Origin of the sequence: Pseudoxanthomonas dokdonensis (assembly GCF_001431405.1) — a bacterium.
Classification (GTDB): domain Bacteria; phylum Pseudomonadota; class Gammaproteobacteria; order Xanthomonadales; family Xanthomonadaceae; genus Pseudoxanthomonas_A; species Pseudoxanthomonas_A dokdonensis.
Genome location: NZ_LDJL01000011.1, coordinates 147611 through 168483 on the forward strand (window position 1 = coordinate 147611; position 20873 = coordinate 168483).

Genomic DNA, 20873 nt, shown 5'->3' on the forward strand with positions numbered 1-20873 from the left:
GGCGGCAGCGCCGCCGCCACTGGCGGGATCAGAAGCTGTAGCGTGCGGTCAGCGTGTACTGCCGCGGGGGACCGTAAAAGCCGGTCAGCACGCCGTAGCTGGCGATGTTGTAGCCAGTGGTGCGGTATTCCTCATCGGCCAGGTTGGCGCCTTCCAGCGACAACGACCAGGCATCGTTGACGGTCCAGATCACACCTGCACCCAGCAGTCCATAACCGGGCTGCTTGATCGCCGGGCTCAGATCGGTGGTTGGCCAGACCTCGGACTGGTAGGAATAACTGACCCGGGCCGACAACTGGCCGCCGTTGGCCAGCGGCGTGCGGTATTCGACGTTGACCGCACCGGAATATTCAGGCGCATTGGTGAAGTACTGGCTGTCGGCGATATCGACCCCGCCGCTGATGAACTCGTCGTACTGCGCATCCAGCCAGGCCAGGTTGCCACTGATCAGCCAGTGCTCGCTGGGCAGCCACTGGTATTCGGCTTCGATGCCCTGCACGGTGCCCTTGCCGGCATTGGTGAAATCGCCGAAGAAACTCTGGCTGCCATCGGGCAAGGTGTAGGAGGTGAATACCGACAGCTGGATGTCCTTGTACTGGTTGTAGAAATACGCCAGGTTGAGGAACATGCTCTGGTCCATGAATGCCATCTTGCTGCCGACTTCGTAGCTGTCGACCTGTTCGTCATCGAACGGCTCGCCCGAGCGCGGCACCGCGGTGGTATTGGCGCGGATGTTGTAGCCGCCGGACTTGAAGCCACGCGAGGCCGAACCGTAGACCATGATGTCCGGAGTGATCTGGTAGTCCAGCGAGGCCTTCGGCGAGGTGTTCTTGAAGTTGACCGTCTTGTCGAAATTGGCCGCTGTCGCCCATGACGTGGTGTAGTCCAGATCCGTATAGAAACGGTTCAACGCCACCGCATGCTTGTCCTCGTCGGTGTAGCGTGCGCCCACGTCGAGCTTGAGCCGATCGGTCAGATCGAAGGTCCAGTCGGCATACAAGGCGATGCTGTTGGTATTGACGTAACCCTGGGTGTCGCCATACAGGGGGTTGGTCAGGCTGGGCGGCAGCAGCGTATTGGTGAAATGGTTGAGCACCTGGCCGCCGGCGTCGCCGTTGAAGTAATACAGACCGACCACGCCGCGGGCAACGCCACCGGCATCGAAGTTGGCCTGCAACTCCTGGCTGACCTGCTGATCGTTGTAGAACGCGCGCACATCGACCAGCGGCAGCGGAGTAGTATCGAAATCGATATTGGTTTCGGTATCGGACTCGCGCTTGGCGAGGGTGTACTTGAACGACCAGTCATCGCTGGCGCGCCAGTTGATGGTCGCCGAGGCGCCCTTCATGGTGGTGTCGTTGATGTTCTTCATGCCGCTGCGGATGTCATAGCGATCATCCAGCGGCGGATAGGCCGGCGCCAGCGGATTGGGCGCCAGCATCCTGGCGCCACGCACGCCGGACTGGTCATCCATCCAGTCGAACGCGAACTGCACGTCGATATCGTCTCCGGCATAGGCGCCCAGTTGCAAGCGCGCGGCATTGATTTCCTTGTCGCTGACCTGCTGGCCGCTATACAGGTTTTCGCCATAGCCATCGCGGTTCATGCTGGCGACCGCTACCCGCGCGCGCAGGCCACTGTCTTCGCCGCCGATGGAGCCGCCGAGGCTGGCCTTGGCGTCGAGCTGGTTGTGGTTGCCGACCGCCAGCGAGACATGGCCTTCGGTATCCTTCGACAATCCCCGCGAGACGTACTTGATGGCGCCACCAATGGTGTTCTTGCCGTACAGCGTGCCCTGCGGGCCGCGCAGTACTTCGATGCGACCTACATCAAACACATCCAGCAGTGCGCCCTGCGGACGGGCGATGTAGACATCATCCAGATAGATGCCCACGCCCGGGTCGACGCCCCACAGCGGATCCGCCTGGCCGATGCCGCGGATATAGGCGGTCACGGTGCTGGTCGAGCCACGCGCGGCATAGATGGTCAGGTTGGGTACCTGAGCATCCAGATCGCCCAGATCCTGGATGTTGAGTTTGTCCAGCGTCTCCGGGGTGAACGCGGTCACCGCCACCGGCACTTCCTGCAGGGTTTCCTCGCGCTTGCGCGCGGTCACCGTAACCGTGTCCAGCGTGGTCGCCGAATGCCGTGGTGCCTGTGTATCGCTGTCGCTGTCCTGTCCCCACGCCAGCGTCGCTGGTGCCAACAACACACAGCCAATGGCCAGGCTCAAATGCTTGCGCTTCATCGGTCTCCCCTCCTCCCGGGTATGACATGGCGACACCCGCGTGCCGCCGATGCTGCACAAGCTACGTGATGCGCCGACGGCTGCGCATTGTCCGTTGGTACAGTGGGAACCACCCCGGCAGCTGCCGATACTCTGCGCATCTGTCGTGCGGCGCAAGCCGAGGAGCCATGGATGTCTTTCCTGATCGTGCTGGCCGCGCTGTGTTTCCTGATGTGGGTCGCCTATCGCGGCCACAGCGTGATCCTGTTCGCGCCAATCGCTGCATTGGGCGCGGTGCTGCTAACCGATCCGGCGCTGGTCGCACCGATGTTCACCGGCCTGTTCATGGACAAGATGGTCGGCTTCCTGAAGCTGTATTTCCCGGTATTCCTGCTCGGCGCGGTGTTCGGCAAGCTGATTGAAATCTCCGGTTTTTCCAAGTCGATCGTCGCCGCCACCATCCGTGTCGTCGGCCGCCAGCGGGCGATGCTCTCGATCGTGCTGGTCTGCGCGCTGTTGACCTACGGCGGGGTGTCGTTGTTCGTGGTGGTGTTCGCGGTCTATCCATTCGCGGCGGAACTGTTCCGCCAGAGCGACATTCCCAAGCGGCTGATGCCCGGCACGATTGCCCTGGGCGCGTTTACCTTCACCATGGATGCGCTGCCGGGCACGCCGCAGATCCAGAACATCATCCCGACCACGTTTTTCGGCACCAACTCATGGGCCGCGCCGGTGCTGGGCACGCTTGGCGGTGTATTCATCCTCAGCGTCGGCCTGCTGTACCTGGAATGGCGGCGGCGGATAGCGCTGCGCAATGGCGAGGGCTATGGCAGCGATCTGCGCAACGAACCCGAGCCTTTCCACGGCGGCGAGCTTGCCCATCCATTGATCGCGGTTTTGCCCCTGCTGCTGGTCGGAGTCGCCAATTTCCTGCTGACCCGCTGGATTCCGCACTGGTACGGCGACAGCCAGTCATTCGTGCCAGCCGTGATCGGCAACCCGGCACCGGTGGTGCAGGAAGTCGCCAAGCTGGCCGCGATCTGGGCAGTGCAAGGGGCACTGCTGGTCGGCATCGCCTGCGTGCTGGTCTTTGCCTGGAAACCGGTCATCGGCCGCTTCGCCGAGGGCAGCCGCAACGCCATCGGCGGCGCCTTGCTGGCTTCGATGAACACTGCATCCGAATACGGGTTTGGCGCGGTCATCGCCGCCCTGCCCGGTTTCCTGCTGGTCGCCAATGCGCTGCAGTCGATTCCCAATCCGCTGGTCAACGAAGCGATCTCGGTGACCGCGCTGGCCGGCATCACCGGTTCGGCCTCCGGCGGCATGAGCATCGCACTGGCAGCGATGGCCGACACCTTCATCGCCAATGCCAACGCCGCCGGGATCCCGATGGAGGTATTGCACCGGGTCGCTTCGATGGCCTCCGGTGGCATGGACACGCTGCCGCACAACGGCGCGGTGATCACCTTGCTGGCCGTTACCGGCCTCAGCCATCGCCAGGCCTACAAGGATGTATTCGCGATCACCCTGATCAAGACCACCGCGGTATTCGTGGTGATTGGCCTGTACTACGCCACCGGGCTGGTCTGACCCAGCCGGAGACCGTACGCCGCGACGACGTCGTATCCGCTGGGGTCAAGCTCAGGCGTCGCGTGCATGCCACAGCGCCAGCAACTGGGCTTCACGCTGGCGGCTGATGCCGGCGCGCAGTTCGGCCTGGCGTTCGGACGGCAGGCTGTGGAACCAGTCCATCAGATCGCGCACCGTGGTCGCGTACGGGCGATAGCTCAGTCCGGCGGCGATGGCGCGCGCATTGCTGACCTGACCATAGCCGGCATAGGGACCGCTGGCCGCGGGCACCCAGATCGGCAGCTCTACGTCGTTCTGTTCAAGAAACCCGGCGCTGACGTGGGTATAGCGCACGTCGCCGCCGGTGACAGCCTGCGCGCCGACCAGCATCTCGTCCATGGTCATCGGTTGCGCGGGTCCGACCGCATTGAAGGTGCCGATGGTGCCGGCTTCGGCCAGCCGGATCATCCATTCACCCAGATCGCGACCATCAATGAACTGCACCGGATCGCTGCCGTCACCGGGCACCAGCATTTCACCGCCTTGCGCCACCCGGTGCGGCCAGTAGGTGAAGCGGTCCGTTTCATCGCGTGGCCCGACGATGTAACCGGGCCGGACGATGGTCACCCGCTCGCCAAACTGCTTGCGTGCTTCGGCTTCGCTCAATGCCTTCAGCGGTCCGTACAGGTGTTCGATATCGGCGCGCAGGCTGTCCTGGGTTTCGGCCATCGCGTCCTTGCCCGCGTATGGCGCCAGCGCCGCCTGTTCGGTAATCCCGGGCTGGCTGCCATCGGCGTATACCGAGATGGTCGAAATGAACAGGTAATGGTCGATATTGCCTTTCAATACCTGTGCCGCATCGCGGACCCAGAACGGCAGGCTGGTCGGGTTGTCGATGCAGACGTCCCATTTGCGCCCCTTCAGCGCCTTCAGGTCGCCGCTGTTGCGATCACCCAGCAACTGCTCGACCTCGCCCGACCACTCCGGTGCCGGCCGCTTGCCGCGATTGAACAGGGTCACCCGGTGGCCGCGCTTGAGCGCGTAATCGACCTGGAACGGCCCGGTAAAGCCGGTGCCACCCAGGATCAGGATATCCAGCGGCTTGTCGGCGCGACCCACATTGTCGCCAGCCGCGCGTGCGGCCCAGGCCGGCAAGGCGGTGGTGGCGGCGGCAAGCGCGCCCAGCTTGAGCAATTGACGACGACTGGTCATGCGCGCCTCCGACAGGCTGTAGTGATGGGATCGACTTGTACTCCGCCGACCGACCGCCCGCCCCTGTCGAAAGTACCAGCTACACCGGCCGCGGCGATCAGCGGGCAAACAAAAAGCGGGCCGGAGCCCGCTTTTTGAACAACAGCTGCAGGGTGCGGCTTATTCGGCCGGCACGCCTTCGCCTTCTTCCACGGCCTTGATCGACAGGCGGATGCGGCCCTGCTTGTCGACTTCCAGCACCTTGACCTTGACCACGTCGCCTTCCTTCAGCTTGTCGCTGACCTTCTCGACGCGCTCGCTGGAAATCTGCGAGACGTGGACCAGGCCGTCCTTGCCCGGCAGGATGGTGACGAACGCACCGAAGTCCATGATCTTGGCGACCTTGCCTTCGTAGATGCGGCCCGGCTCGACGTCGCTGGTGATCTGCTCGATGCGGCTCTTGGCGGCCTGGGCAGCAGCGGCGTTGACCGAAGCGATGACGATGGTGCCGTCGTCCTGGATGTCGATCTGGGTGCCGGTTTCCTTGGTGATGCCCTGGATGGTGGCGCCGCCCTTGCCGATCACTTCGCGGATCTTGTCCGGGTGGATCTTGATGGTCAGCAGGCGCGGTGCATATTCGCTCAGCTCCGAACGCGGCGCGGTCAGGCCGTGGGCCATTTCGCCGAGGATGTGCAGGCGACCGGCCTTGGCCTGGTGCAGGGCCTGCTTCATGATTTCTTCGGTGATGCCTTCGATCTTGATGTCCATCTGCAGCGCGGACACGCCTTCGGCGGTACCGGCCACCTTGAAGTCCATGTCGCCGAGGTGATCTTCATCACCGAGGATGTCCGACAGGACGACGAAGTTGTCGCCTTCCTTGACCAGACCCATGGCGATACCGGCCACCGGTGCCTTGATCGGCACGCCGGCATCCATCAGCGCCAGCGAGCTGCCGCAGACCGAGGCCATCGACGAGGAACCGTTGGATTCGGTGATTTCCGAGACCACGCGGATGGTGTACGGGAATTCCTCGATGGTCGGCATCACTGCCAGCACGCCACGCTTAGCCAGGCGGCCATGGCCGATTTCACGGCGCTTCGGGCCCATCATGCGGCCACACTCACCCACCGAGTACGGGGGGAAGTTGTAATGGAAAAGGAAGTTTTCCTTGTACTCACCGGAGACGGCGTCGATCACCTGGCCGTCACGGGCTGTGCCCAGGGTGGTGACCACGATGGCCTGGGTCTCACCGCGGGTGAACAGCGCCGAGCCATGGGTACGCGGCAGCACGCTGGCCTTGACCGCAATCGGGCGCACGGTGTCGAGTGCACGGCCGTCGATACGGACCTTGGTCGACAGCACCGAGCCGCGCATGGTCTGGTATTCCAGTTCGCCGAACTCCTTGTTCAGTTCGCCGCTGCTCCAGCCTTCGCTTTCAGCGCGACCGGCCAGCTGTTCCATCACGTCTTTCTTGATGCTGGCGATGGCGTCGCGGCGCATCAGCTTGTCGCGGACCTGGAAGGCGTCAACCAGTTGGTTACCGACTGCTTCCTTCAGCGCCGAGATCAGCACTTCGTTCTTGGCCGGGGCGACCCAGCTCGACGGCTGGGTGCCGGCTTCGACGGTCAGCTCGTTGATCAGGTTGATGACCTTCTGCATTTCGCGGTGACCGTAGGTCACGGCGCCGAGCATCACTTCCTCGGACAGCAGCGCGGCTTCGGATTCGACCATCAGCACGGCGTTGGCGGTACCGGCGACGACCAGCTCCAGCTGCGAGTCCTTCAGCTCGGTCACGGTCGGGTTGAGGATGTACTCACCGTTCTTGTAACCGACCTTGGCGGCGCCAATCGGGCCCTTGAACGGAGTGCCGGCCAGCGACAGCGCGGCGGACGCGCCAATCAGGGCGGCAATGTCACCGTCGATGTCCGGGTTCAGCGACATTACGGTGGCGATGATCTGCACTTCGTTCTTGTAGTCTTCCGGGAACAGCGGGCGGATCGGGCGATCGATCAGGCGCGAAATCAGAGTTTCCTTCTCGGTCGCGCGGCCTTCGCGCTTGAAGAAACCACCCGGGATGCGGCCACCAGCGTAGAACTTTTCCTGGTAATCGACGGTAAGGGGGAAGAAGTCCTGGCCTTCGCGAGCCGACTTGGCGGCGACGGCGCTGACCAGCAGTACGGTGTCATCCATCTTGACGATGACCGCGCCGCCAGCCTGACGGGCGATTTCGCCGGTCTCGAGGGTCAGGGTGTGCTTGCCGTACTGGATGGTTTTGGTGATTTTTGCCACGTTGATTCCTCAGGGGATGCTGCTTGATTCGAATGGACCCCACACGACCCTTGCCGCGGAGGGCTGGCCGGAGACCCCGGCCGTAACACGATGAAACCTTGTTGCGTTGGTGCGGGCGGGAGCAATCGTCCCGGTCACGCCTTCATTAACTTCCAATCCACGACTTCATGCACTCAAGCCGATGCACATTTCAACGGCCGAAATGCAAACCGCGGTGCATCTCTGCACCGCGGTGGGGTATTGCATCAGCGACGCAGGCCAAGTTTTTCGATCAGGGCCTTGTAGCGCTCGTTGTCTTTCTTCTTGAGGTAATCAAGCAGGCTGCGGCGGCGGTTGACCAGCTGCAGCAGACCACGGCGGCTGTGGTGATCTTTCTTGTGGGTCTTGAAGTGGCCGCTCAGCTGTTCGATGCGGGCGGTGATCAGCGCGACCTGGACTTCCGGCGAACCGGTGTCGTTGGCACCACGCTTGTTGTCTTCAATGACTTTCTGGGTATCGATGGACATGTGTTTTCTCTTGAGATGCGAGGCCTGCAGAAGCGAATCGGTCACGGATGCCGCGCCGACGCACCGCCTGGTCCGCCGTTTGCTATGGGTTGAACGTGAAGTGCTTGAAAAGCGGGCGGAATTGTAACAGGACCGAACGCTCATTGCGAACCTGTGACAGTGCCGCCAGCGCCGATGGCCCAGCCGGCGCAGTCCTGTTCAGCTGGCGGCCCAGCGGAACAGCCGTTGCGGCTGCAGGCTGCCGTTGCCATCCAGCCGTCCCAGGCCCATGCACCTGCCCTGCCCGGTGAAAAGAGCGACCGTATGCTCGCCGGCCAGATCGCCGGCGGGCCGCTGCACGCTCTGGCCGAGGCCCAGCCGGCGCTGCTCGTCGGCGCTGACCTCGACCCGTGGAAAACCGCTCAATCCGGCCTCGACCGGCAGCAGCCAGTCCTCCAAATGCGCCGGATCCTGCATCGCCAGCGCCTGCAGCGCTTCCAAGGTGACCATCCGCGGCTGCATGAACGGCTCGACCCACAGCCGCCGCAAGTGGCTGACATGGGCACCGCAACCCAGCGTCTCGCCCAGGTCACGCACCAGGCTGCGGATGTAGGTGCCGGAACCGCAGGTCACCCGCAGTGACACCTGTTGCGGCGCCTGCGCCAGTATCTCGATGCGCTGGACCTCGACTTCGCGCACCGGCGCCTCGATCGCCTCGCCACGGCGGGCCTTGGCGTACAGCGGCTCACCGCCCTGCTTGAGTGCCGAGTAAATCGGCGCCCGCTGCTGGATACGTCCGGTCAGCGGTGCCAACGCCGCCTGCAGGCTGGCCGCGTCAATCGCCGGCACCGGCCGTTGCAGCAGTACGCTGCCGTCGGCGTCGTCGGTATCAGTGGTGAGGCCCAGCATGGCGGTGACCTCATAGGCCTTGGCCGACCCCAGCAACAGCCCGGCGATCTTGGTCGCCTCGCCAAAGCACAGCGGCAACAGGCCGGTGGCCAATGGGTCCAGGCTGCCGGTATGGCCGCCCTTCTCGGCACGCAACAAATGCCGCACCTGCTGCAGGGCGCGGTTGGAGCTCAGCCCCTGCGGCTTGTCCAGCAACAGGATGCCGTCGAGTGGGCGGAAGATGGTTTTAGGTCTGGAGGTCATCGCCAACAATGATAGGTACTTGCGCGAATCGGCACGCCCGCTGGGACGCAGTGGTGCCTGCATCGCTTCCCGGGACAGGGCGGCGCCACCTCGCCATCGCAATCATGCAGACAGGCCGGCCATGCCCCGCTGACGCATCAGGCCGGGATTCGCCGACGCGCTGGGCGCCGGCACATCAATCAGCTCGCGTCGTCGGGCTCGTCGCTGCGCGACAGATCGCGCAACAGGTTGTCGATGCGCTCACCGCGGTCAACCGAGTCGTCGTAATGGAAGTGCAGTTCCGGGGTGTGCCGCAGCTTGACCCGGCGGGCCAGCTCCATCCGGATCTGGTAGGCGATTTCACGCAGGCCCTTGACCGCTTCGGCCGATTTTTCCGGCATCAACGCGGTCACGAAAACCTTGGCATGGGCCATGTCGCGGGTGACTTCGACGTCGGAAACGCTGACCGACGGCAGGCCATGCTCGCGCACGGCCTCGTGCACCAGCGTGCCCAGCTCGCGACGGAGCTGGGCGGAGACGCGATCGGTGCGATGGAACGATTTGCTCGGCATCTGCTATCGATCCATTACAGCGTGCGCTGCACTTCGATACGCTCGAAGCACTCGATCTGATCGCCCGGCTTGACGTCGTTGTAAGCCTTCACGCCGATACCGCATTCGGTGCCGTTGCGTACTTCGTCGACGTTTTCCTTGAACCGGCGCAGCGATTCCAGTTCGCCTTCGTAGACCACCGTGCTGTCGCGCAGCACGCGGATCGGCTTGTTGCGCTTGACCACGCCCTCGACCACCATGCAGCCGGCGACGGCGCCGAACTTGGAGCTGCGGAAGACATCGCGCACTTCGGCGATACCGATGATCTCTTCGCGGATTTCCACGCCCAGCAGACCGGATGCCACCTGCTTCACCTGGTCGATCACGTCATAGATGATCGAGAAGTAGCGCAGATCAACGCCGTTGGCTTCGATGATGCGACGCGCCGAGGCGTCGGCACGCACGTTGAAGCCGATCACGGTGGCCTTGGACGCGACCGCCGAGTTGGCATCGGATTCGGTGATGCCACCGACGCCGGCATTGATGATGTTGATGCGGATGTCGTCGTTGGACAACGCCACCAGCGAATGGCGCAGCGCTTCGGCCGAACCCTGCACGTCAGCCTTGATGATCAGGTTCAGGCTCAACTGGCCCTCGCCCTTGCCGAGCTGGGCCATGATGTCTTCCATCCGGCTGCCTGCCGACTGCACCAGGCGCGACTCGCGACGCTTGGCATCGCGCTGCTGGGCCACGTCCTTGGCCAGACGCTCGTCGGCGACGACGACGAAGTCATCGCCGGCTTCAGGCACGCCGGACAAGCCCAGCACCTGCACCGGAATCGACGGGGTCGCCTCGGCCGGCTGCGCGCCGGTCTCGTCGAACAGTGCACGCACGCGGCCGTACTGCACGCCACAGACCAGATAGTCGCCCTTCTTCAGGGTGCCCTGCTGGACCAGTACGGTGGCCACCGGGCCACGGCCCTTGTCCAGCGAGGATTCGATGACCACGCCACTGGCGCGGCCTTCGTAGACGGCCTTCAGTTCCAGCACTTCGGCCTGCAGGGTAATCGCATCCAGCAGGGTGTCGACGCCGGTACCGACCTTGGCCGACAGTTCGACGAACTGGGTGTCGCCGCCGAATTCCTCGGCGACCACGTCCTGCGCCAGCAGCTCGTTCTTGACCCGCTGCGGATCGGCGCCGGACTTGTCGATCTTGTTGACCGCCACGATCAACGGAACACCGGCGGCCTTGGCATGCTGCACGGCTTCAATGGTCTGCGGCATCACGCCGTCATCGGCGGCCACCACCAGCACCACGATGTCGGTCAGCTTGGCACCGCGGGCACGCATCTGGGTAAACGCGGCGTGGCCGGGGGTATCCAGGAAGCTGATCACGCCCTTGTCGGTTTCGACATGGTAGGCGCCGATGTGCTGGGTGATGCCGCCGGCTTCGCCACTGGCGATCTTGGTCCGGCGGATGTAGTCCAGCAGCGAGGTCTTGCCATGGTCGACGTGGCCCATGATGGTGACCACCGGCGGACGCGACAGTTTTTCGCCCTGGTTTTCCTCAACGTGGGCCAGCAGTTCGTTCTCGACGTCATCGTCGTTGGCGCGCACGGCGTTGTGGCCGAGTTCTTCGGTGATCAATACGGCGGTGTCGTGATCGATGGACTGGGTGATGGTGGCCATCACGCCCATCTTGAACAACGCCTTGACCACGTCGCCGCCCTTCATCGCCAGCTTCTGTGCCAGATCGGCGACGGTGATGGTGTCGCCAATGGCCACGTCGCGCACGATCGGTGCGGTCGGACGTTCGAAACCATGGGCGCCGCCGCTGCCGCCACGCGACTGCTCGACCTGGCGACGCGACTTCGGCTTGCCGCGGGAGGTGCTGCGGCGGGCGCGGTCGGCGGCCGACAGATGCAGCTGGCCAGCGAAACGGCTGGTGCTGTCGTCGTCCTCGACCCCGGCGACCATGGCGTGCGAGCCACGGGTCTTGTTCTTGTTGGCGCTGGCGCGATCCTCGACGATGCGGATGCTGCCCGGATCCTTGCGCAACGGCGCCGGGGCCTTCGGCACGTGGTGTCCAGGCGTCGGCTTGGCGGCGCGGCTGCTGCTGCTGCCCTCCTCGTCGACCGGCACGGCACCAGCGGCGAGCGCGGCGGCTTCGGCTTCGGCCTGCATCCGCGATGCGTCGGCAGCGGCCTTGGCTTCCTCTTCCTGCTGGCGCTTGCGCTCGGCTTCTTCCTTGCGCTTGCGGTCTTCTTCAGCCAGGCGCTGCTGCTCTTCCAGGTTGCGCTGCTTGGATTCCTCCAGCTTGCGCAGGATTTCAGCGCGCTCGGGATCCTTCTCGGTCGCCGAGGTCGGCGGCGGCGGCAGCTCGATCTCGCCATCGGCCGGCTTGACGTAGGTACGCTTCTGCCGGACCTCGACGTTGACGGTGGTCTTGCTGCGACCGGCGGCCACGGTCACTTCCTGGACCTTGCGGCGGTTCAGGGTGATCTTCTTTGGCGCAGCATCCTCGCCTGCCTTTTCCGTCTTGCCGTGGGTACGGCGCAGGAACCCGAGCAGTTTCATCTTTTCGGTGCTGGTCACCACCTGGTCCGGACCACTGAAACTCATGCCGGCTTCGGCCAGTTGTTCCAGCAGTTTTTCGACGGGGGTGTTGACCAGTTCAGCGAGCTTGCGGATGGTTGTTTGCTGCGACATTCGTATCCTATGACCTAGTTTGCGCCCCCTACGCTCAGTGCAAGGGTAACGCGGATTCTAAACCCTGAGGGTGCCAGGGGGGCGTTCATTGCCGGCTCATTCGCCGCGCTCCAGACGGGCGATCTCCTCGGCGCGGGCCGCCAGGATCAGCGCGGCGGCGCGCGCTTCATCCAGGCCCTCGATGCCAAATTCGACCACTTCGTCGGCTGCCAGATCGGACAGGTCCTCACTGGTGCGGACGCCATGCGAGGCCAGCGCGTAGGCGGTTTCCTCGTCCATGCCATCCAGTGCCAGCAGGTCTTCCGCCGGCTGGTTTTCTTCCAGCACTTCCTCTTCAGCCAGTGCTTCGTTGAGCAGCGCGTCGCGGGCGCGGGCGCGCAGTTCCTCGACGATATCCTCGTCAAAGCCTTCCACCGCCAGCAGTTCGCCGACCGGCACGTAGGCGATTTCCTCGACCGTGCTGAAGCCTTCGGCGACCAGGATGGTCGAGATTTCCTCGTCCACTTCCAGCTTGTCCATGAACAGCTGGCGGGCGACTGCCTGTTCAGCTTCGGACTTGGCGGCGACCTGGTCCTGGGTCATCACGTTGAGCTGCCAGCCGGTCAGGCGGCTGGCCAGGCGCACGTTCTGGCCGCCCTTGCCGATGGCCTGGGCCAGGCGATCCTCGGCCACGGCCAGATCCATCGAGTGCTTTTCCTCATCGACGATGATCGACTGCACTTCGGCCGGCGCCATCGCATTGATGACGAAGGTGGCCGGATTGTCGTTCCACAACACGATGTCGACGCGCTCACCGTTGAGCTCGTTGGACACCGCCTGCACGCGCGAACCACGCATGCCGATGCAGGCGCCGATCGGATCGGTGCGGGTATCGTGGGCGAGCACCGCGATCTTGGCGCGGTCGCCCGGGTCGCGGGCGCAGGCCTTGATTTCGACCAGGCCCTGGCCGACTTCCGGCACTTCCAGCTTGAACAGCTCAATCATGAATTCCGGCGCGGCGCGGCTGATGAACAGCTGCGGGCCACGCGGCTCGGAACGCACGTCGAACAGATAGCCGCGGACACGGTCACCGGCGCGCAGGACGTCGCGCGGGATGCCCTTGTCCTTGGCGATGAAGGCTTCGGCATTACCGCCGAGGTCGACAAAGATGTTGCCGCGTTCGGCACGCTTGACCACACCGGTGACCAGCTCGCCGATGCGGTCCTTCCAGGCATCGACCACCTGCGCACGCTCGGCTTCGCGCACGCGCTGGACGATGACCTGCTTGGCGGCCTGCGCGGCGATGCGACCGAAGTCGGGGTTTTCAATCTGTTCTTCGATGTAGTCACCGACTTCGACGCCTTCGGCTTCGTCGACTGCGTCCATCAGACGGATCTGGCGGTCGGGCGACTCCATCACCACGTCGTCGGCCACCACTTCCCAGCGGCGGAAGGTTTCGTAGTTGCCATCCTTGTGGTCGATGGTCACCCGCACCTGCACGTCCTGGTCCAGGTAGCGCTTCTTGGCGGCAGACGCCAGCGCGGCTTCAATCGCGTCGAAGATCACTTCACGCGGCACGCCTTTTTCGTTGGCGACCGCATCCACCACCAGCAAAAGTTCCTTACTCATTTCTCATCTCACTCCGCTCGCGGCTTGGTGGCCGCCGGCTTGTTAGAGGGTTGCTTGCCTGTTTTCTTGGGGGCCGGCTTCTGCGCCCCTGTCTTCTTGGCCCCTGCCCCACTCGGGCCGGTGCCGGATTTCGGTTTCCTGCCGGGCTTTTCCGGGGCAAATCCCAGCGCCGCCCAGTCCGGTACCAGGCGCGCCTTGTCGATGTTGTCGAACGCCACCGGCACTTCATTGCCATCGACCGCAAACACGACCTGTTCGTCCTCGATGCGGACGATCATGCCCTGCAGGCGGCGCCGGCCGAGCTGCGGCAGCTTCAGGTTGACCTTGGCCGACTCGCCCTGGTGCCGCGCGAACTGCTGCAGCGTGAACAGCGGGCGGTCGATGCCCGGCGAGGACACTTCCAGGGTGTAGTTGCCGGTGATCGGGTCTTCCACGTCCAGCTGTGCCGAGACTTCGCGGCTGACGGTTTCGCAATCGTCGATGTTGACGATGCGGCTGTCCTGTTCGGCCGCCGGCACGTCGATGTACAAGCGCAGCGTGGCACTGCCCGGCGCGGGCAGGTATTCGGCCCCCAGCAGTTCAAGCCCGAGGGCCTGGACCGTCGGTGCCAGCAGGCTAGCGATTTGGTTTGCCTTTTCGCTCACGTGATGACCTGTCGCCTGGAAGGGATGTCGCCGCAGAGGCGATATTACAAAAACAAGAAAGGGCCCGATGGGCCCCTTGTCCGATGCGCTGGATTCCGGTGTAAAGATGGGAACATGCATCTTTACAAGCCCGAGCTTCTTAATCGGGAGAGCCTCTTTGCAAAGGCTCTCCCGAGAAGAAAAGCTTGGTAGCGGGGGCAGGATTTGAACCTGCGACCTTCGGGTTATGAGCCCGACGAGCTGCCAGACTGCTCCACCCCGCAGCAGAAGCGGAATTATGAAGAACCGGGCCGGATAATGCAAGCCCAATTCAGCAAAATAACTCTTATCCGGTGACCGTTGCGGCAAATGCCTGCTGGCACCATGCCATCAGCGGATTCCAGGCAAAGCCCAGCACCAGCAGTGCAACCGCATTGATGCCGAACACGATCGGCATGAAGCGATCCTTGCGTGGTACCGGCACCGCGCCGACCGGTTCATCGAAGTACATGACCTTGATCACGCGCAGGTAATAGAACGCGCCAATCACCGCGCACACCACCGCGACCACGGTCAGCCAGATCAGGCCACCATGGACCGCCGCGCCGAGCACCGCCAGCTTGGCCCAGAAGCCGAGGAACGGCGGGATACCGGCCAGCGAGGCCATCACGAACAACACCAGCAGCGCCTGCCAGGGATTGCGTGCATTCAGGCCCTTGAAGTCGTCGATGCGATCGGCCTCGAAGCCCTGCCGCGACAGCAGAATGATGGCGCCGAACGCGGCCGCCGACATCAGCGCGTAGCTGATCGCGTAGAACAGCGCGGCCGAATAGCCCTGCGCGCCGCCACCGGCGAAACCGACCAGCAGGAAGCCGACGTGCGAGACCGTCGAATAGGCCAGCATGCGCTTGAGGTTGGTCTGGGCGATGGCGATGACGTTGCCGATGATCAGCGAAGCGGTCGCCAATCCGGCAATCAGCCAATGCCACTGTGCGGCGGCCGGACCGACGCCGTTTTCCAGCAGGCGGAAGGCCATCGCGAACGCCGCCAGCTTGGGACCGGAGCTGATGAACAGGGTGATCGGGGTCGGCGCGCCCTGGTAAACGTCAGGCAACCACATATGGAAGGGAGCCGCGCCCAGCTTGAATGCCACGCCGGCAACCAGGAACACCACCCCGGTCAGCAGCAGCAGGCGGTTGTCGCCGCCCTGCCCGGCCAGCGCCTGCGCGGCGGCTTCGTGGATGCCTGGCAGATGCAGGGTGCCGGTGGCGCCGTAGACCAGTGACATGCCGTAAAGCAGCAGGCCCGAGGCCAGCGAGCCGAGCACGATGTATTTCATCGCCGCTTCCGCCGACAGGCCGTCATCGCGGTTCAACGCGACCAGCGCGTAGGAACACAACGCCAGCAGTTCCAGGCCGAGGTAGGCCATGACCATGCTGCCGGCCGAGACCATCATCATCATGCCGGCGGTCGCGAACAGCACCAGCACCGGTACTTCACCCGGATACAGATCACGCTCGCGCAGGTACGGCCAGGCGTAGATCAGCGACAGACCGCTGACCAGCACGATCGCCAGCTTGGTGACGTTGGCCATCACGTCGCGGACGAACATGCCATTGAACACGGTGCCCAGGCCACCGGCATTGGTGTACAGCATGAACAGCGCGGCGGCGAGCACCGCCAGCGCCAGCACGTGGGTGATCGCCCGCTGCGACTTGTCCAGGAACAGGTCAAGGATCAGCAGCACGAACGCACCGGCGATCAGGGTCACTTCCGGCAACAGCGGCAACAGGTCGGTAGCGGGGGGCAACATCGGCGTTGTCATCATTCTTCCTTACAGCTTGCTGTTGGCGAGCTGCATCGCCAGTTGGGCAATCGAGGGCTCCATCAGGTCGGTCAGCGGCTTGGGATAGACGCCCAGCGCCAGCACGCCGGCGGCGAACAGGCCCAGCACCAACGCCTCGCGGCGGTTGATGTCCTTCAGCTCGGCGACGTGGGCATTGGCGACCTCGCCATACATCACCCGGCGGACCAGCCACAACGTGTAGGCGGCGCCGATGATCAGGGTACTGGCCGCGGCCAGCGCGATCAGCGGATGCTTCTGGAAGCTGGCCAGGATGACCATGAATTCGCCGACGAAGCCGCTGGTGCCCGGCAGGCCAGCGTTGGCCATGCCGAACAGCACGAAGAACACCGCGAACCATGGCATGACATTGGCCACGCCGCCGTAGTCGCGGATCATGCGGGTGTGCATGCGGTCGTACAGCACGCCGACGCAGGAGAACATCGCACCGGAGACGAAACCGTGCGAAATCATCTGCACCATCGCGCCCTGCAGACCCAGGCGGGCCCCATCGAGATTGCCGTAATCACGGACCAGGCCAAAGGCGATGAAGATGCCGATGGTGACGAAGCCCATGTGCGAGACCGACGAATAGGCGATCAGCTTCTTCATGTCGTCCTGGACAAGCGCCACCAGACCGACGTAGATGACCGCAATCAACGACAGCGTGATCACCACCCAGGCGTATTCGTGGCCGGCGTCGGGCACGATCGGCAGGTTGAAGCGGATCAATCCGTAGCCACCGATTTTCAGCGCGATGGCGGCCAGGATCACCGAACCGGCGGTCGGCGCCTCGACGTGCGCGTCCGGCAACCAGGTGTGGACCGGGAACATCGGCACCTTGACCGCAAACGCGATCAGGAAAGCGAAGAACAGCCAGGTTTGCTCCTTCATGCTCAGCGGCAACGCGTACAAATCGGCGATCTGGAAGCTGCCACCCTTCAGGTACAGGTAGATCAGCGCCAGCAGCATGAACACCGAGCCGAGGAAGGTGTACAGGAAGAACTTGACTGCCGCGTAGATGCGACGCGGGCCGCCCCAGACGCCGATGATCAGGAACATCGGAATCAGCATCGCTTCAAAGAACACGTAGAACAGCATCGCATCGGTGGCGGCGAAGATGCCGACGGTGACGCCTTCCAGGATCAGGAACGCGGCGACGTACTGATTGACCCGCTTGTCGATCGAGGTCCAGGCACCGATCAGGGTCAACACGGTGACCAGCGTGGTCAGCAGGATCAGGGCGATGGCAATGCCATCGGCGCCCAGCGCGTACCAGATGTTGAAGCTCGGGATCCAGGCGTGCTTCTCGACGAACTGCATGCCCGGGTTGGCGGCATCGAAGCCACTCAGCAGCGGCAGGCTGAGCAGGAAGGTCAGCACCGCCACCGCCAGCGCGGTCCAGCGCGCAAGACTTGCCCTGCCGCTACCCAACGCGAGCACCGCGGCTCCGCCGAGAATCGGCAACCAGATCAAAATACTTAGCAAAGGCCAGTTCGACACGAGTGGTATCCGTTCAGTTCAGCGCCAGGGCGCTCATTGCCAGAAACGCAGGACGACGGCCAACAACACAATCAGGCCGAGGATCATTGCGAAAGCGTAGTGGTACAGGAAGCCCGACTGGGTCCGGCGCAACAGGTTGGCGGCCAGGTCCACCAGCTTGGCGCTGCCGTTGACGAAGGCGCCGTCGATGAGCCGGCTGTCGACCGTGCGCGAGGCACGCCCCAACTTCAGGCCCAGCCCGGTAAAGCCCCAGCGTCCAAGCCATAGAGCGTCCATGCCGTACTTGTTTTCCAGGATCCGCACCGGCAGCGCGAAGGTCTTGCGCGCCTGTGCGGCCCATTCCGGCTTGAGCAGGAAGAACACCGTAGCGGTGACGAAACCGGCCAGCGCCAGCCAGAACGGCCACGCGGTCAGACCGTGCAGGGCGAACGCCCACGGGCCATGGAATTCTTCCTTCAGCGCGGCCATGGTATCGGCGGCCGGATTGATGAAATCGATCGCACCAAGGAAGAACGGCAGCTGCTGGTGATGGCCGCTCCAATCGGTGGCGAACAGCATCGGGCCGATGGTGAAGTAACCGATGAAGATCGACGGGATCGCCAGCAGGATCAGCGGCAGCGTCACCACCCACGGTGATTCGTGCGGTTCATGCGCTCCGTGGTGGCCGTGCTCCTCATGCGCATGATCGTCATGCGCATGATCATCATGGCCATGATCGGCATGCACGTCGCGGAAACGTTCCTTGCCGTGGAAGGTCATGTACAGCAGGCGGAAGCTGTACAGGCTGGTGATGAACACGCCCAGCAGCACCGACCAGTAGCCGTAGCTGGCGACCAAGCTGTGCGCCTCGTGGGCATGGTGCTGGGCGGCCTCGATGATGCTGTCCTTCGAGTAGAAGCCGGAGAAGAACGGCGTGCCGACCAGCGCCAGGGTGCCGATCAGGCTGGTGATGTAGGTAATCGGCATGTACTTGCGCAGGCCGCCCATCTTGCGCATGTCCTGCTCGTGGTGCATGCCGATGATGACCGAACCGGCGGCCAGGAACAGCAGTGCCTTGAAGAAGGCATGGGTCATCAGATGGAACACCGCCGCCGAATAGGCCGACACGCCCAGCGCCACGGTCATGTAGCCCAGCTGCGACAGGGTCGAATAGGCGACCACGCGCTTGATGTCGTTCTGGACGATGCCGATCAGGCCGGTGAACAGCGCGGTGGTGGCGCCGATGAACAGCACGAAGTTGAGCGCGGTATCGGACAGTTCGAACAACGGCGACATCCGCGCGACCATGAAGATGCCGGCGGTGACCATCGTCGCCGCGTGGATCAGCGCCGAAATCGGGGTCGGACCTTCCATCGAATCCGGCAGCCAGACGTGCAGCGGCACCTGTGCCGACTTGCCCATCGCGCCGATGAACAGGCAGATGCAGATGATGGTGGCAATCGACCAGATCGCCGGCTCATCCATCAACTGCCAGCTGTGGCCGAACAGCGAAACCGCGCCCGACCAGACCGGGATGGCCTTACCGGCCAGCAGGGTCGAGTTGGCGAACACACTGGCGTAATCCAGGGTGCCGAACATCAGCAGCACGCCGGCGATACCGAGCAGGAAGCCGAAGTCGCCGACGCGATTGACCAGGAAGGCCTTCATGTTGGCGAACACCGCGCTCGGCTTCTTGAACCAGAAACCGATCAGCAGGTACGAGACCAGGCCCACTGCTTCCCAGCCGAAGAACAGCTGCAGGAAGTTGTTGCTCATCACCAGCATCAGCATGCTGAAGGTAAACAGCGAGATGTAGCTGAAGAAGCGCTGGTAGCCGGGATCCTCGGCCATGTAGCCGATGGTGTAGACGTGGACCAGCAGCGACACGAAGGTCACCACCACCATCATCATCGCGGTCAGCTTGTCGATCATGAAACCGACGTGGCCGCTCAGGTTGCCCACTTCGAACAGGGTGTAGATGTTCTGGTTGAACGGCGACGCGCCCTGCCAGACCAGCTGGTACAGCACCAGCATCGACAGCGCGCAGCTCACCGCCACGCCGAGGATGGTGACGATGTGGGCACCGGCGCGGCCGATCTGGCGGCCAAACAGGCCGGCAATGATGCTGCCCAGCAGCGGCGCCAGCACCACCGCCAGCAGGATGTTCTTGGAGATTGCGACTTCCATCAGTGCATCAGCCTTTGAGCGTATCGACTTCGGCGACGTTGATCGTGCGCCGGGTACGGAACAGGGTGACCAGGATGGCCAGGCCGATGGCCGCTTCGGCAGCCGCCACCGTCAGAATGAAGAACACGAAAATCTGCCCCGCCGGGTCGCCCAGCTGGCGCGAGAACGCGACGAAGTTGATGTTGACCGACAACAGCATCAGTTCGATCGACATCAGCAGCACGATGACGTTCTTGCGGTTGAGGAAGATGCCGGCAACGCTGATGCAGAACAGCACCGCGCCGAGCGCCAACAGATGTCCCAGGGTGATCATGGCTGCTTCTCCGACGGGCTGGCGGGGGCGTCGACGACGGTCTCCGGCACGGCCGGCCTGACCACGTCCATCTTGACCATGCGGACCCGACCGGCCGCCTTGACCCGCGACTGCTCGGACGGGTTCTGGGTCTTGATGCCGGTGCGCTTGCGCAGGGTCAGCATGACCGCGGCGACCACCGCTACGGTCAGGATCACGGCGGCGAATTCGAACGGCAGCAGGAATTCGGTGAACAGGCTGCGCGCCAGCCAGGTGGTATTGGATACATCGGCAGCGGCCGCGGCGGCATTGTCAGCCGGCAACGGGCTGGCCATGCGTGCCTTGACCCCGATGAGCACCAGCATCTGCGCCAGCATTACCACCGCCACCACCACCCCGACCGGCAGGAACTTCACCCAGCCCTCGCGGACGGCGACGATATCGATGTCCAGCATCATCACCACGAACAGGAACAGCACCATCACCGCGCCGACATATACCAGCACCAGCGCCACGCCCAGGAATTCAGCGCCGACCAACAGCCAGACGCAGGCGATCGAGAAGAATGTCAGTACCAGGAACAGTACCGAGTGCACCGGGTTGCGCACGCTGATGACCGCACCGGCCGCGGCTACGGCGATGGCGGCGAACGCGTAGAAACTGATTAATACCCAATCCATGTCTAAC

15 protein-coding genes and 1 tRNA gene are annotated in these 20873 nt (G+C 63.7%); 1 reads left to right on the forward strand and 15 read right to left on the reverse strand.

Going from position 1 to position 20873, the window contains the following annotated elements:
- Positions 1-28: 28 nt before the first annotated feature.
- Positions 29-2248, reverse strand: coding sequence for a TonB-dependent receptor (locus ABB29_RS10370; RefSeq protein WP_057658751.1), 2220 nt, complete (start codon positions 2246-2248; stop codon positions 29-31).
- A gap of 171 nt (positions 2249-2419) precedes the next feature.
- Here ABB29_RS10370 and ABB29_RS10375 point away from each other — a divergent pair, with 171 nt between their 5' ends.
- Positions 2420-3817 (forward strand): GntP family permease, encoded by a 1398-nt coding sequence (locus ABB29_RS10375; protein ID WP_057658753.1) that lies wholly within the window; start codon positions 2420-2422, stop codon positions 3815-3817.
- 51 nt (positions 3818-3868) lie between these two features.
- Here the strand turns inward: ABB29_RS10375 and ABB29_RS10380 are convergent, their stop codons facing one another.
- From ABB29_RS10380 to ABB29_RS10445, 14 genes are all read right to left on the reverse strand, one after another.
- The gene (locus tag ABB29_RS10380) at positions 3869-5008 is read right to left on the reverse strand and encodes an NAD-dependent epimerase/dehydratase family protein (RefSeq protein ID WP_057658755.1); all 1140 of its coding nucleotides are present in this window, start codon (positions 5006-5008) and stop codon (positions 3869-3871) included.
- A 159-nt stretch (positions 5009-5167) separates the two neighbouring features.
- The gene (gene pnp, locus ABB29_RS10385; RefSeq protein ID WP_057658757.1) at positions 5168-7276 is read right to left on the reverse strand and encodes a polyribonucleotide nucleotidyltransferase; all 2109 of its coding nucleotides are present in this window, start codon (positions 7274-7276) and stop codon (positions 5168-5170) included.
- Positions 7277-7521: 245 nt separating this feature from the next.
- Positions 7522-7782, reverse strand: coding sequence for a 30S ribosomal protein S15 (gene rpsO / locus ABB29_RS10390; RefSeq protein WP_057658759.1), 261 nt, complete (start codon positions 7780-7782; stop codon positions 7522-7524).
- Between the two features lie 198 nt (positions 7783-7980).
- Positions 7981-8913 carry a tRNA pseudouridine(55) synthase TruB gene (gene truB, locus ABB29_RS10395; protein WP_057659426.1) on the reverse strand — a complete coding sequence of 311 codons (933 nt, stop codon included), beginning with the start codon at positions 8911-8913 and terminating at the stop codon, positions 7981-7983.
- 179 nt (positions 8914-9092) lie between these two features.
- A complete protein-coding gene (rbfA, locus tag ABB29_RS10400) occupies positions 9093-9464 on the reverse strand; it encodes a 30S ribosome-binding factor RbfA (protein ID WP_057658762.1) in 372 nt (123 codons plus the stop codon).
- A gap of 14 nt (positions 9465-9478) precedes the next feature.
- On the reverse strand, positions 9479-12151 hold the full coding sequence (infB, locus tag ABB29_RS10405) for a translation initiation factor IF-2 (RefSeq protein ID WP_057658764.1): 2673 nt from the start codon (positions 12149-12151) through the stop codon (positions 9479-9481).
- A 96-nt stretch (positions 12152-12247) separates the two neighbouring features.
- Entirely contained in the window at positions 12248-13759 is a 1512-nt protein-coding gene (gene nusA / locus ABB29_RS10410; RefSeq protein ID WP_057658766.1) for a transcription termination factor NusA, read from the reverse strand.
- 8 nt (positions 13760-13767) lie between these two features.
- Positions 13768-14403: a ribosome maturation factor RimP gene (gene rimP / locus ABB29_RS10415; RefSeq protein ID WP_057658768.1), complete on the reverse strand. Its 636-nt coding sequence runs from the start codon at positions 14401-14403 to the stop codon at positions 13768-13770.
- Between the two features lie 186 nt (positions 14404-14589).
- Positions 14590-14666 (reverse strand) — tRNA-Met (locus ABB29_RS10420).
- A gap of 62 nt (positions 14667-14728) precedes the next feature.
- Positions 14729-16207: an NADH-quinone oxidoreductase subunit NuoN gene (gene nuoN / locus ABB29_RS10425; protein ID WP_057659428.1), complete on the reverse strand. Its 1479-nt coding sequence runs from the start codon at positions 16205-16207 to the stop codon at positions 14729-14731.
- A 9-nt stretch (positions 16208-16216) separates the two neighbouring features.
- Positions 16217-17728, reverse strand: a complete 1512-nt coding sequence (locus ABB29_RS10430) for an NADH-quinone oxidoreductase subunit M (RefSeq protein WP_057658770.1) — start codon at positions 17726-17728, stop codon at positions 16217-16219.
- Between the two features lie 33 nt (positions 17729-17761).
- Entirely contained in the window at positions 17762-19894 is a 2133-nt protein-coding gene (gene nuoL, locus ABB29_RS10435; RefSeq protein ID WP_057658772.1) for an NADH-quinone oxidoreductase subunit L, read from the reverse strand.
- 7 nt (positions 19895-19901) lie between these two features.
- Positions 19902-20207: an NADH-quinone oxidoreductase subunit NuoK gene (gene nuoK, locus ABB29_RS10440; protein WP_057658775.1), complete on the reverse strand. Its 306-nt coding sequence runs from the start codon at positions 20205-20207 to the stop codon at positions 19902-19904.
- Positions 20204-20866, reverse strand: a complete 663-nt coding sequence (locus ABB29_RS10445) for an NADH-quinone oxidoreductase subunit J (RefSeq protein ID WP_057658777.1) — start codon at positions 20864-20866, stop codon at positions 20204-20206. Before ABB29_RS10445 ends, nuoK begins: the two co-directional genes overlap by 4 nt.
- Positions 20867-20873: the final 7 nt, after the last annotated feature.

What these genes read in the sequence shown, in the direction of transcription:
- ABB29_RS10370 (WP_057658751.1), bottom strand. Translation starts at nt 2,248, where the DNA reads ATGAAGCGCAAGCATTTGAGCCTGGCCATTGGCTGTGTGTTGTTGGCA.
- ABB29_RS10375 (WP_057658753.1), top strand. Translation starts at nt 2,420, where the DNA reads ATGTCTTTCCTGATCGTGCTGGCCGCGCTGTGTTTCCTGATGTGGGTC.
- ABB29_RS10380 (WP_057658755.1), bottom strand. Translation starts at nt 5,008, where the DNA reads ATGACCAGTCGTCGTCAATTGCTCAAGCTGGGCGCGCTTGCCGCCGCC.
- rpsO (WP_057658759.1), bottom strand. Translation starts at nt 7,782, where the DNA reads ATGTCCATCGATACCCAGAAAGTCATTGAAGACAACAAGCGTGGTGCC.
- truB (WP_057659426.1), bottom strand. Translation starts at nt 8,913, where the DNA reads ATGACCTCCAGACCTAAAACCATCTTCCGCCCACTCGACGGCATCCTG.
- rbfA (WP_057658762.1), bottom strand. Translation starts at nt 9,464, where the DNA reads ATGCCGAGCAAATCGTTCCATCGCACCGATCGCGTCTCCGCCCAGCTC.
- infB (WP_057658764.1), bottom strand. Translation starts at nt 12,151, where the DNA reads ATGTCGCAGCAAACAACCATCCGCAAGCTCGCTGAACTGGTCAACACC.
- nusA (WP_057658766.1), bottom strand. Translation starts at nt 13,759, where the DNA reads ATGAGTAAGGAACTTTTGCTGGTGGTGGATGCGGTCGCCAACGAAAAA.
- nuoN (WP_057659428.1), bottom strand. Translation starts at nt 16,207, where the DNA reads ATGACAACGCCGATGTTGCCCCCCGCTACCGACCTGTTGCCGCTGTTG.
- nuoL (WP_057658772.1), bottom strand. Translation starts at nt 19,894, where the DNA reads ATGGAAGTCGCAATCTCCAAGAACATCCTGCTGGCGGTGGTGCTGGCG.
- nuoK (WP_057658775.1), bottom strand. Translation starts at nt 20,207, where the DNA reads ATGATCACCCTGGGACATCTGTTGGCGCTCGGCGCGGTGCTGTTCTGC.
- ABB29_RS10445 (WP_057658777.1), bottom strand. Translation starts at nt 20,866, where the DNA reads ATGGATTGGGTATTAATCAGTTTCTACGCGTTCGCCGCCATCGCCGTA.